Annotated in this window: 13 protein-coding genes; 6 read left to right on the top strand and 7 right to left on the bottom strand. The window is 70.0% G+C overall.

Going from position 1 to position 12391, the window contains the following annotated elements; all coding sequences use genetic code 11:
- The first annotated feature begins 53 nt into the window (after positions 1-53).
- From BUE43_RS34165 to BUE43_RS12985, 3 genes are read left to right on the top strand one after another with little or no spacing between them, the layout of a single operon-like run.
- On the top strand, positions 54-203 hold the full coding sequence (locus tag BUE43_RS34165; RefSeq protein WP_159447728.1) for a hypothetical protein: 150 nt from the start codon (positions 54-56) through the stop codon (positions 201-203).
- Positions 200-2404: an ATP-binding protein gene (locus BUE43_RS12990; protein ID WP_073482809.1), complete on the top strand. Its 2205-nt coding sequence runs from the start codon at positions 200-202 to the stop codon at positions 2402-2404. Before BUE43_RS34165 ends, BUE43_RS12990 begins: the two co-directional genes overlap by 4 nt.
- 30 nt (positions 2405-2434) lie before the next feature.
- On the top strand, positions 2435-6169 hold the full coding sequence (locus BUE43_RS12985; protein ID WP_073482806.1) for a DUF4200 domain-containing protein: 3735 nt from the start codon (positions 2435-2437) through the stop codon (positions 6167-6169).
- Between the two features lie 257 nt (positions 6170-6426).
- Here the strand turns inward: BUE43_RS12985 and BUE43_RS12980 are convergent, their stop codons facing one another.
- The 7 genes from BUE43_RS12980 to BUE43_RS12950 form a co-directional block, all read right to left on the bottom strand.
- Positions 6427-7080, bottom strand: a complete 654-nt coding sequence (locus BUE43_RS12980; protein WP_327083444.1) for a response regulator transcription factor — start codon at positions 7078-7080, stop codon at positions 6427-6429.
- Positions 7062-8168, bottom strand: a complete 1107-nt coding sequence (locus tag BUE43_RS12975; protein ID WP_073482804.1) for a hypothetical protein — start codon at positions 8166-8168, stop codon at positions 7062-7064. Before BUE43_RS12975 ends, BUE43_RS12980 begins: the two co-directional genes overlap by 19 nt.
- Positions 8155-9285, bottom strand: a complete 1131-nt coding sequence (locus BUE43_RS12970; RefSeq protein WP_073482802.1) for a sensor histidine kinase — start codon at positions 9283-9285, stop codon at positions 8155-8157. Before BUE43_RS12970 ends, BUE43_RS12975 begins: the two co-directional genes overlap by 14 nt.
- A 31-nt stretch (positions 9286-9316) precedes the next feature.
- Complete coding sequence (locus BUE43_RS12965; protein ID WP_073482800.1) at positions 9317-9598, bottom strand: DUF397 domain-containing protein; 282 nt, start codon at positions 9596-9598, stop codon at positions 9317-9319.
- Between the two features lie 110 nt (positions 9599-9708).
- Positions 9709-9918, bottom strand: a complete 210-nt coding sequence (locus BUE43_RS12960) for a DUF397 domain-containing protein (protein ID WP_073482797.1) — start codon at positions 9916-9918, stop codon at positions 9709-9711.
- A 207-nt stretch (positions 9919-10125) separates the two neighbouring features.
- Positions 10126-10335 (bottom strand): DUF397 domain-containing protein, encoded by a 210-nt coding sequence (locus tag BUE43_RS12955; RefSeq protein WP_234995703.1) that lies wholly within the window; start codon positions 10333-10335, stop codon positions 10126-10128.
- Positions 10336-10339: 4 nt separating this feature from the next.
- Positions 10340-11248, bottom strand: a complete 909-nt coding sequence (locus BUE43_RS12950; protein WP_234995702.1) for a helix-turn-helix domain-containing protein — start codon at positions 11246-11248, stop codon at positions 10340-10342.
- Between the two features lie 170 nt (positions 11249-11418).
- On the opposite strand from BUE43_RS12950, the gene BUE43_RS33435 reads away from it, so the two are divergent.
- The 3 genes from BUE43_RS33435 to BUE43_RS34160 form a co-directional block, all read left to right on the top strand.
- Complete coding sequence (locus BUE43_RS33435; protein WP_143174142.1) at positions 11419-11730, top strand: hypothetical protein; 312 nt, start codon at positions 11419-11421, stop codon at positions 11728-11730.
- Complete coding sequence (locus tag BUE43_RS12945) at positions 11727-12056, top strand: hypothetical protein (RefSeq protein WP_073482792.1); 330 nt, start codon at positions 11727-11729, stop codon at positions 12054-12056. The genes BUE43_RS33435 and BUE43_RS12945 overlap by 4 nt, the downstream gene beginning before the upstream one ends.
- A 113-nt stretch (positions 12057-12169) precedes the next feature.
- The coding region (locus BUE43_RS34160) for an HC3 family zinc finger protein (protein ID WP_073482790.1) at positions 12170-12391 on the top strand (222 nt) is incomplete at its 3' end.

The following is a 12391-nucleotide window of genomic DNA, read 5'->3' as shown; positions in this document are numbered from 1 at the left end:
CCCAACGCTCCGACCGGACCGACCACCACCTCACCGTGGAGGAGCCCGCGAAGATGTCGAAGCTCCGGACCCCCACCCCGACCCCCGCCCGGCGGAAGCGTCCCCGCCTCGCCGTCCTGGCCGCGCTGCACCACGATGGCCTGGTGGGACGACTCCCCGACCCGCTCGCCGAGGCCGAGCGCGACCGCGTGGGACCAGCATGAGCGAGCTGGGATATCCCGACAGCCAGACCCACCTCCGGGACGAGCTGGCCCGCGTGGAGCACCTGCTCCGGGCCGCTGTCCCCACTCGCACCGACGAACCCGACCCCGACGGACCCGACGAGCGGCCGCGACACCCGGACCCGGCGCTCGACCACCGGGACGCCGCCCGCGACCTGGCCAAGCACATCGCGGAGCGGGTGGCGGCGACCGGGATTCCCCTGCGCCTGTCCGCGCTGACGCGCTGGTTCGGGCTCGAAGAGCACGAGCGGGACATCGTGCTGCTGTGCCTGCTCGCGGAGGTCGACGCCGACGCGCGCCACCTGCTGGGGTGCCTGGTCGGCCAGGAGGCGGCCGGTCCGACCGCCGCGGCCGCGCTGCTCGCCCTCGCGCCGGAGATCGCCGGAACCCCCCGGGTCTGGGAGCTGTTCTCCGCCGGCCGCCCCCTACTGCGCGACCACCTGGTGGTCCTCGACCCGTCCGGGGAGATCCGCGTCGACCCGGTCGTCGCCCGGCACCTGCTGGGCAACGAGGTCGTCCCCGACGAGGTCGCCGGGGTCCTCACCCTCGCGGAACCGGATCGCGACCCGGACGAGCTGGTGTTCGACCCCGAGCTGCGCGGGACCCTGACCCGGCTCGCGCCGTGGTTGGCCACGAGTGAGCGCACGGTGATCCTTCTCCACGGGCCCTACGGATCGGGCCGGCGCACGGTCGCGTCCGTGTTGTGCGACGAGGGCGGGCAACCGCTGCTGTTCGCCGACGTGCGAGCCGCCCTCGCCCGGGACTGGCCCCAGGTAATCAGTTTCTGCTACCGCGAGGCCAGGTTGCGCGGCGCGGCGCTGTGCTGGGTCGGCGTCGACCCTCTCCTGACACCCGAGCGCACCCATCACTGGTCCACTTTGCTCAGTGCGGCGGACCGGTTCCCCGGCACGAGTCTCCTCACCAGCGAGCACGCGTGGGACCCGACCGACAGCTTTGCCGACGGCCGATTCCTGCGGATCGAGCTACCAGCGCCGACGTTCCCCCAACGCCGCGCCCTGTGGCACGCGCTGCTGCCCGCCGGCGAGCAGTTGACGCACGACGGTGGGCGGGACGAGGTCGTGCACCGGCTCGCCACCGCGTTCCGCCTGACCGCCGGGCAGATCCGGGACGCCGTCGGCGCGGCGCGCGGAGTGGCCAGACTGCGGGACCCCGCCAACCCCGGCCTGCGAGCGGGTGACCTGTTCGAGGGGTGCCGGCGACAGTGCGGTCACCGCCTCGTCGCCCACGCGCGACGGATCGCCCCCCGCACCGACCTGACCTTCGACGACCTCGTCCTGCCCGCGCCGAGCCGACGCCAGCTCACCGAACTCTCCCACCGGATCTCCCTGCGCGGCCGGGTGTTCGGCGAGGTGGGCTTCGACCGCAGGATCGGGCTGGGGCGCGGGGTCACCGCCCTGTTCACCGGCGGCTCGGGCACCGGCAAGACGATGGCCGCCGAGCTGCTGGCCCGCGCCGAGGGCGTCGATCTGTACAAAGTGGACATCGCGGCCGTGGCCAGCAAGTGGGTCGGCGAGACCGAGAAGCACCTCGACCAGGTCTTCGCCGACGCAGAGCGGGCCAACGCGATGCTGTTCTTCGACGAGGCCGACGCCCTGTTCGCCAAGCGGGGCGAGGTGAAGGAGGCCCGCGACCGGTGGGCCAACGCCGAGATGTCCTTCCTCCTGCAACGGGTGGAGGAGTTCGAGGGCGTGGTCCTCCTGGCGTCGAACCTGCGGCAGAACATCGACCGGGCGTTCCTCCGCCGCCTGCACTCCGTCATCGACTTCCCCGCCCCCGACGCCGCGAGCCGCCTACGGATCTGGCGGGGAATGGTCCCACCGGGACTGTCCTATCCGGACGAGGACGAGCTCGCGGTCCTCGCGGACCGGTTCCCGCTCACCGGCGGCAACATCAGGAACGTCGTCCTGGACGCGGCCTTCCGCGCACTCGGCGCGGACCGCGCGGCCACCGCCGTCTCCGTCCGCGACCTGGTCGTCTCGGTCGGCAGGGAGTACCAGAAGGTCGGCCTGCCCATCACCCCCGGCGAGTTCGGGCAGCCCTTCTACGCCTGGGTCGAGGAAACCCTCCTCGCCCACCACCACGAGGGTCCCAGCTCACGAGCACTGACTGACGAGTACTGGCTCACAAGCACTGACTCACAAGCACTGACTGACGAGCACTGATTCCGGAGCGCGCACCGATCGGGGCCGGCCATGCCGAACAAGACGCACCAGGCGGCGAAGACGACGACCACCCCCGCTCCCGGCACCTCGACCGGCCCGACGCCGGCCGATCCCCTGCTCGCCCTCGGCTGGCTGTCCCCGCAGGAACGGATGCGACAACTCGACGCGGAGCGCCGGGAACTCGAGCGCCAGCAACAGGAGGTGCAGGGCCGCTTCGAACACGTGATCAAGAAGGCCCGCACGGTGAAGCGCACGTTCCTGCCCGACAAGCTCCGCAAGGACAAGAACGAGATCGCGGCCCTGCTGGACAAGCTGAACGACATCGCCGACAAGCAGCAGGGTGTCGCCGACAAGTGGCGCTCGCTCCGGGAAGCCCTGAACAGGATCAGGGAGGAGCGGACGAGGGAGCGCAGGGAGGAGCCGGCGAAGGCCCTCACCAAGCAACACGAGGGTGAGGCCAGCGCGATGCTGCGCAGGATCAGCGGCCTGGAGCCGAGCAACATCGGCGGCGTCGTCCGGACCGAGGGCGCTCCCGTCGTCGGCCCCTCGGGACCGGAGGAGATTCCGGAAAGCGTCACCCAGGTCGCCGAGCTCGTGCGGGCCAAGATGGGCCTGTTCGTGAGTCACGACTTCAACGAACGGACGCAGGCATGGCTGTCACGCCAGGCGCGGGACACCGACGAGGAGACTCCCCTGGCGGGGGCCGAGGTCGAGGAGCTGCTGGGCAAGAAGGGCGTCACCGCTCTCGTCGGACTGGGCAGCCTGACGACAGTGCACGAGCTGCGACCGGTGGGACCCGAACTCCGGATGCCGGACGTCGGGGTGGTCCAGCAACGCCTTGCCGCCCAAGGGATGTCGGAGGAGGCGAGAGCCGCCGACGCGCCCGCGATCGTCGAGCTGGGACAGCGGTACTCGAAGGAGATTGACGCGGCCGTCACGAAACTGCGTCCCACCAACAAAACCGTGTACGTCGTCACCACCGGAGAGGGACCGCTCGGCTACCCGGACTACCGGCTCAGCTTCGAGGACCCGGGCGAACACCCGCTCGTTCTCAACGTCGCCGGCATGCTCGTCGAGTCGATCCGCTTCCTGGACACGGCCAGCCGCCTGACCGACCGGATGCGCGCGGACGACTTCCGCGCCACCTTCCGGGTCGCGTCGCTCAGCACGCTGCTGGGCCGGTCGGCCGGGCACATGGTGGTGGACGCCACCGCCGGACTGCTCACCGGTGGGGCGGTCGGCGCGGCCTCGGCGCTCCTGCCCGAGCTGAAGGTGATCGCCAGAGAGGCGTTCCACCTGGCCACAATGGACAATCCGGTGACGCACGTTGCCGGAGCCGCCGCGGCCCAGGTGCTCCCGAACCTGTCGGAGCTCCACCAGCGGTTCGCCCACGCCAGCAAGGCGCTGGAACAGGTCGGCCACACCTTCGTCAACCTCCAGGAGAAGCTGTCGAACCTGCTCGACCGGGCCGAGTCGACCTTCCAGCGGGTGACCACGGCGGTCGCCGAGTTCTCCCCCGGCGTGGTGATCGACGCGGCCGACGCCGCCTCCCAGGCGGTCTCCACCGCCGTCAAGGCGGTCACCGGGATCGTCCGCAGCGTCGCGGGCAAGGGCGGCGTCCACATCGCACACAAGATCATGCACGAAGTCATGGGCGGCAAGGAGAAACTCGGCACCGAGTTGACCGCCCAGGTCGAGCACGCCGCGAGCAGCGTGGAGCGCGCCAAGGGGTACGCGGTCGCGCGGGGCCGGCGGGAAGCCGCCAAGCCCGTCGCCGGAAGCCGGATCACGACCAGCCACGCGTCCCTGGCGTTCGGCAGGGAGACCGACGCCCTGTCCTACGCGCTGCGCCTCCCCGAGATCCACAGCACCGCCCAGCACGTCACGGTCATGCGGGTCCAGCTCCGGGAGCGGTCCGGGTACGACATCGGGCCGCTGGCGTCCTACCTGAAACTCCGGGACGTCGGCCTCACCGCCGTGATCCGCTCCGGCGCCGCGCTGGACGTCTCCTCCGTCTCGGTGGTCGAGGACGAGACCGGCCGGCGGTTCGAGCGCGTCACCGCCACCGAGGCCACCGACCCGGTCGGCCCCCGGCCCACACCACCGGAGGAGACGCCCACCGTCGAGTCGGAGTGGTTGACACCGGTTCCCCGCCCCGCCGTCCGCACGATGATCACCCGCTACCTCGTGGAGGCCATCAGCTCGGCGATGGCGATGACCTACCTGGCGCCCCGGCTCGGCGCGCCCTACCGAGGGGACATCGAGAGCTGGGCCAAGGCGGTCTACGGGGAACAGGGCCGGAACCTGGTCTCCCAGGTCCGACAGCTCACCGCCCCGCGCGAGGTGGTGGACCTCCCCGTCGGCGACCAGGACCTCGGCCTGATCAGGCAGTTCGTGCTGCCGTGGGTGGTGCGGCTGGTCACCGACCGGGAGGACCTGGCCCTGGCGGTGCGCGCCCTGGTGTCCGGGGAGGACCTGAAGAAGGGGACCCTGGACGCGGTCACGGCGTTCGCCAAGGCACGGCTGGGCAAGCACGGGGACACCGTCGAGCGTCTTCGCGACCACGCTGCGGGCTTCGCGGCCGAGTGCCAACGCGTTCTGGACGAGAACCTGACCGAGATCGTCGAGGTGACCAAGGACATCCCGATCGTCGGCAGCGCCGTGGAAAGCCTGGGACACGAAGCGCGCCAGCAGCGGCGACAGCGGGAGCGGGAGTCACGCACCGTCATGGCGGTTCTCGGCGCCGCCATGGGCGCCCAGAAAGCCGCCCTGACCGGAAGGTCCGCCCCCGAGAAGCTGATCGACGAGATCATCGCGACGCCGGGAGCCACCGGAGCTGCCCTGAAGTCGGCCCTGGGCCACTGGATCGGCGGCGTCGAGGGGTACAAGTTCACGGAAACGACCGCCGGCCGACCCGAGGCGGTCACCAGTCAGGCGCTGGCCAACACCGTGCTCCTGGCCCGAGCCGTCACCGACGTCCACCAGGCCATCGCCCAGGACCCGACCGTCATCTCGATCGTGCGCTGGGTGCCCTACGTCGAGCGCACCCTGGCGCTCATGGAGTTGTTCGGCCTGACCGAACAGCTCCCCAGCTACCTCCGCCTCTCCCTGCGCGTCACGCAGTCGGCGATCTCCCTGCACCGGGGAGCCAGGAACGTGACCGGGTTCGAGACGATCGCGAGCATGCCACCGCTGGGCATGGCGACCCTCCAACTCATCGCGGCGGCCGGCGGCGGCGCGGCGGGCTACGGAGCACGCCAACTCCCAGCCCTGGTTTCCTCGGGCATCGAGGGAATTCGCACCCACGCCCCGGAAATCACGGCCATCACGGGAAGAAAACTGGTCGGCCTGGCCCACTCCGGATTCCAGGGACTCCGCACCTACTCCCCCGCCGTCATGGCCGCCGGCGGACAGTTGCTCCTCGGCCTCGCCCGCCGGCACCCCATCTCCCGCACCATGCGATCCATCACGGCCTACGGCCCCCTCCCGCCGGCCCCGCCACCCGTCGAGCCCTACGCCCTCACCGTGCTGGACACCGCGCTCCGCCTGGCCGACCGAGCACGCGGCGGCACCACGGAAAGCCTGCGCCGCCTCGGCACGGCCGCCGTCGAGCCACTGGCCACAACCCTGTGGACGCCCTCGTTCCGCGCGGAACCCCTCCGCCCCCAGGACTGGCTCGTGGCAACGGCCCTGGCCGGCGCGGTCCTGCACCAGCTCGGCTTCTCCCCCACCCGCATCGTCTCGTCCCTGTCCCCCCTCTGGTGATCGGGCGGGGGTGTCTCGGCGACGTGAACGGCACCGCGTCGATCATTGGTCGGAGAAAACACAGGCGCTGAAAGAAGAAGGGGCAGAAAGACGCTCACCGGCGCTGATGAGCACGACGTCGGGCACCGGGCACGGCTGTTCACACCCCACAGAGCGAACAGAAATGCACGGCGCGCCTGTCGTTTCCTTGCTGCCCCGGATCAGAGTAAGGGGCGGCGAGGCGCGTTCGCAGCCGGTCAAACGACCGTCAACGCCACTCAGAGGTCGTCGACGTGGACCAGCCCGTCCTGGATCGCCCGAGCCACCAGGGCGGCCTTGGTCCGGGCGGTGCGGCCGACGCTGGCGTACTTGACCCGCACCCGGTCCAGGTAGCTGTTGACCGTCCGCACCGACAGGTTCAGCGAGCGCGCCACCATCTCCTTGGACTCGGAGTGGAACCACTCCAACAGGACGTCGATCTCGCGGGGCGCGAGGCGCGGGCACAGCGGATCGGGGTTGGTGGCCAACGCGCCCGAGAGCGTGGGCGGCATGTAGGGCCGGTTCTCGGCGGCGGCGTGGATGGCGGCCACCAGGTGGTGTTCGCCCTCGGCCTTGGTCAGGTAGCTGTGGGCGCCGATGTCCAGGCAGGTCAGGGCGGTCTGCCTGTCCGTGCGCATGGTGTAGACGATCACCTGCTGCCCCTGGTCGACGAGGTGCTGGAGTCGGTCGAAGGCCAACGAGCCGACCTCCAGTTGGAGGTCGAGCAGCACCACGTCGGCCCGCTCCGCGGAGTCCTGCCACGCGCGGGGGCTGGCGTCGGCGTTGACCACCTCGATCGGCGGGTCGGCGTCGGCGCACCAGGCCCGCACCCCGGCGATGACCACCGGGTGGTCGTCCACCACCGCCACCCTGATCATCGCGCTGGCGTCCACGTCGTCTTCACCCAGACCCGGCCGTCCTCGCACACGATCGACGTGTTGATCTCGGAGGTGCGCACCGCCGGGATGACGTCCTCGGGAACATCCGCCACGACGCTGACAGTCACCGAATCTCCCATCCCCACCACGGTGACCCGGGCGGCGGTCTCGGCGGAAGCGAGCGCGACCACCGCGGGTTCGGTGAGCAGACGCCGGGTCGCCGTCGGCACCGGGCCGCGCTCGCCGTACGTGAGGAACTGGACGCTGATCCCCCGCCGCTCCGCGAGGTCGACGCACGCTTCGAGCTCGTGGGTCAACGGATCGTCCACCTCCGCGTTCTCGGCGAACAGCCGGCGCATCCTCGCCCCCTCCACCGCGCAGGCCCGGCGCACCTCCCGGTCCGCCGGGTCCAACGCGCCGCTGGCCAGCCCGTCGAGCAGGGGCATGGTCGTCCGCGCCAGCGTGGCATAGCGCTTCTTGCGGTCGGCGTGCACCTGTTCCCGGACCGCCTCGGCGGTGCGGAGTTCCTCCTCCTTCCGCGCCGCGCTCGCCGCGGTCCCGGCGATCCGGTCCAGGAGCGTGGCGCCGTAGCCGACCGCGAGTTGGAACACGCTGGTGATCAGGCTTTGCTGGAGCGCCCCGCCCAACGTGACCGCGACCTCGCCCACCGCCGCCACCTGGACCGCGCTCACCGCGAAGTGCACGACGAGCAACCCGGCCAGAACTCCCACACCCCGGTCCACGACCAGCACCGTCAGCGGCCACCCGACGGTTCCGTAGGACCAGTGCGGTATCCCGAGGTACTGGTCCGGCGCGACGGTGGCGGTGGCGATCACCGAGGCGGCGAGTGTCACGGCGACCAGCGGCCAACGCCACCGCCCCGGCGACCGCCCGCGCCAAGTCGTGACGGCGACCCAACCAGTAGTCGCCGCGAAGACAGCGAGCGCGAGGAACTGCCCCTCAACAGGCCGGTAATGGTGCCGGTGCGCCAGAACCGTGGGGAACTGCAACGCGAACAGCACGGCGAGGGTGATCACGATCGCCGCCCAGGTCTGCTGACGCCGCAACTGGTCGGCGATGCGCACGGCGTCAGGCGAGGGCATTCGGCCACTCCAGGCGAACACGGGTGCCGTACCCCGGGATGCTGGTGATCTCCGCACTGCCGCCGGCCCCGCGCATCCGCCCGACGATGGAGCGGGTCAGGCCGTACCGGCCGTTGGGCACGCCCTGCGGCTCGAAGCCCCTCCCGGCATCGCTGACCTCGACCCGCACCGTCCCGCCCTCTCGCCGCACCTGAACGACGACCTCGTCAACACCGGCGTGACGCACGACGTTGATGAACGCTTCCCGCACGGCACAAGAGAAAGCAGCCGCCACCGAGGCCGGCACGAACGTGGGCCTGGCCGCCTCCCACCGCACCCGCAACGGACCGGCGTCCACGTTCTCCCGCAACTCGCCGACGAGATCCAGTTCGGTGTCGCACGCGTCCGCCCGGCCGAGGATCACCTCGCGGTCCTTCGCCGCCCGCGCCGAGAGCCACGCCTCCCGCCGACGCACGACCCCAAGGCCGACCATCAACAACGTCGCCGAGGCCGTGTCGTGAATCGCCGCCAGGTGCTCACGTTCGTCCTCCCGGCGCACCCGCGCGACCACCGCCGCCCGGCGCGCCCGCCCCGCCCGCTCGGTCGCGTCGTCAGCGGCCTTCGCCCCCTTGGTCAGCAACGTGAACAACGCCCGCGCCAACACGGCCTCCACGGCGGTCCAGACTCCCAGGGGCACCCCGACGAGCCAACTCTCCGGCCGGCTCAACACAACACCCGCCAGGTAGGCGAACGTGATCAGCACCGTCGCCACACCCCCGGGCACCACGCGGAGATGCCACTGGTAGGCGACGACCACGATCGAGACCACCGCCAACGTCCAGCTCGTGCTGTCCTGCTGCGCCCCGACCGCGTCCGTCCACGGCTGCGCCAGACACACCGCGCACACCACCACGACATCCGCCACCAGGAGGGAACGCCCACGCAGCAACCAGAACCCGTGAAACGCGCTCCACGCGGTGAACCCAACCGTGGTCAGCGCCGCCAAAGCCGGCTGACGCGTCGAGGCGAAACCCAACCACAGCAGTGTGCACAGCCCGACGACCACCACCCGCAGGCCAACCGCGAACCGCCTGCCAAGCCTACTGATCTCCCGCCCAACCGCCCCCACCCCGGCCATCCCCCGAAGACTGCACCGTCTTCTGACTGGCTCAGCTCAGATCGAGCCGCCCATCCTTCACAACGTTGACGAACGCGGCGAACGCGCCCGGCGCGAACACCAACGCCGGACCAGCCGGGTCCTTCGAGTCACGCACCGCAGCGACGCCCTTGAACGTCGCCACCTCAACGCAGGCGCCGTTGCCTTGGCTGTGGCTGGACTTACGCCAGTCAGCGCCGGCGGGTGCAGTCACCGGAGCTACCTCGGCGCAGTTACCTCCAGTGCCGCCACTACGGTTGGACTTCCGCCAAGGGCCGATCTTGATGGTTGTCATGCGCCCTCCCGCTCGTGAGATGGCTGCATGTCAGGGTACGAACAGGGAACCTTGCTGACGACGCGCGACGGGGGCCACCCGATTGGCCCCCGCCGTCGACGACTTGCAGATCAGCCCAGGTCGAGCTGGCCGCGCTTCACCGTGTTGACGAACGCGGCGAACGCGCCCGGCGCGAACACCAACGCCGGGCCGGTCGGGTTCTTCGAATCGCGGACTGCGGTGGCGCCAGGCAGGTTGCCAGCAACCTCAACGCACTGGTCGTTCTGCGCAGCGCTGCGGCTGGACTTCCGCCACGCCGCCTTGGTCAGATCGAGGGCCATGGCATTCACCTTTCACTCATGCGCCCGTAGGGCCGGACCGAGGTGAGGAGCGCCTTGCAAGAAGGATGGTCCTCGCACAGGCAGGGGCGAGTCCAGCACCTCGGCGGCCGAGGGCTCAGGGAGGGCGAATGCCCCCGAAGACGGGGGTAGCGCGACAGAGGACAGCGGGGGCCAGTCTGACTGGCCCCCGCTGCCAGATCATCCGGGTCAGCTCAGGTCGAGCCGCCCCTCCTTCACCGTGTTGACGAACGCGGTGAACGCGCCCGGCGCGAAGACGAGCGCCGGGCCGGTCGGGTTCTTCGAGTCACGCACCGCGGCCGCGCCGGTCAGATCCGCGATCTCCACACAGTTAGCTGACCCGTTCTGGCTGCGACTGCTCTTACGCCAGAAGACGGGCAGCTTCGGGTCACGCGTCACGTTGCTACTCCATGGTGTGCTGACGGATATGATCATCGATCACGGCCAGTGATTCAGCCGGAGAGAGCGCTGCTCGCTGGGCTCGATCGAAGGCCAGTGTATAGACCTCAGTGTGAGGTGGGCGATCATAAAAGTCGGACTCGGTCAAGGCTTCGACGTAGACGAACGTCACGACAGGGTCGCCCAGGTGCAGGACGTGGAACCATGTTCCGAGCGCGAGGTGCGCACCTACTGCGAAGGGCAGAAGCTGCAACGTGACGTTTGGGAGACTGGCCAGTTCCCGGATGTGGTCGACTTGGCGCTGCATCACGGACGCGCCGCCTACCTGCCGCCGCAGGGCGGACTCGCTGAGAACAATGCTGAGGCGCAGTGCGGGTCCGGAGAGTTGGCGCTGTCGCTCGACTCTACGGGCAACCGCGAGGTCGATCTCATCGGGCGACAGGATGCCGCCTTCCTCCAACAACGTGCGTGCATAGTCTTCCGTCTGAAGCAGACCGGGCAGTAGCTCCTCCGCGTAGAGCTTGATGTGTGAAGCAGCGGCTTCCAGCGCGATGTACGTCTGTGCGAAGTCGGCAGCGAATGCTGGACCGGGGTCTCTCCGCCGAGCTTCCTTGCCGAGTTCGATCACCTTCTCCCGCTCGGCCGCAGTCAACCTGAACAGGTCTGCCAGAGCGGCCACCTCGGTGGCGGCGAGCTTTCGCTTGCCGGACTCGACCAAGCCCACTTTCTGGACGTAGGTCCAGCCGAGGGCGTGGGCAACCTCGCCCAGATCCAAGCCGGCTCGCTCTCTGTACGTCCGCAGCAGCGCGCCCAGTTCGATACGCCTCGCGAGTGGCGGCGGGTTCGCCATGACCTGGTTCTCTCCCTCCTCGGCAGGAGCTGCGCCAGCATTACCTGCACGTGAGGCGATCACGCAACTGCCACCCGATCGGAGTGCTTCCTACTGTCACGTGACAGTAGTAGCGTGACAGTAGTCCCGATGATCACCCTGAGGATGCATTCCATCACGCAACGCCCACAGGTGGTCGTCCAGGGCTCGGAGGTTCCGCCCGCTTCCATCCCCCTCGTACGGGAGGCGATCCCGTGATCCAGCTTGTCTTGCTCAGCATGATCGTCTGTGTCTTCGGCGGCCTGTTCCTGGTCGCGGCGCGTCTGATGCCGGCGTTGCCGGTGTCCGCGTCCTCGATTTCGCTTCCGCGTCACGCTCTCCGTCAAGCTGGTGACGGGCTCTCCCTCAACGACTTGCTGCGGCGCGGTGACCTGCGCCGACCTCGGAGATCACGGCGGCTCCAGCGAGAACTCACCAATACGCCAACGAAAAACCCCCACGAGGTCGAGGAGGCCGTCAACCGGCTCCGGCGCATCCCACCGGTGACACAAGGAGACGAGACGTGAACGTCCCTCCACGCTGGCACCTGGTGTCCTTCTACCGCATCGACCAACGCGGGCGGCGGGTCCGGCAGCACCAGAAGATCCTCGACGACGACTACTGGCACACCACCCCCTGTGGACCGGAGTCCCACGCCGTCGACCTCGCCCACGAACTGTTCTTCAACGAGAGCGCCACTTCTGGCGACCGGTGGGTGATCACCGTCGACGTCCTCACCGGTGAGCGAGGCACCGTCGACCGGCGGTTGTGCGAGGTCACCGTCACCGTCCCCTCCGAGTCGGTGCTGGCCCCACAACGCGACCGAACTCTCTGGCGCGCACAAGCGTCCTGACCCGCCCGTCGTGGTGTGCCCCCGACACACCACGCCGGGCCCCCGGGTGGCGGGCCGGGACGCCCCTCCCGCCCCGCCACCCCCTCCCAGCACTGTCCACTGTGGAGAGCACCGTGTCCGACACCTTCCCCTACCACAGCTACACCTGGCTCCCCCACGACGGAGCCCGCCACGCCTACCCCGGCGAGAAACAACCCGACGGGCAGGCCGTCACCACCTACTGCCGTCTGGCGGCCACCGCCACGACCTACGACAACCCCCGCGCCCCCGAACGCCTCTGGCCCGAATGCCCCACCTGCAAAACCCTGGTCGACCAGGTCGCCGACCGACGCGCC

Source organism: Streptoalloteichus hindustanus (assembly GCF_900129375.1).
GTDB classification, from domain to species: Bacteria; Actinomycetota; Actinomycetes; order Mycobacteriales; family Pseudonocardiaceae; genus Streptoalloteichus; species Streptoalloteichus hindustanus.
Note: the sequence above shows the minus strand (reverse complement) of the source record. Positions and strands in the feature narration are given on the sequence as shown.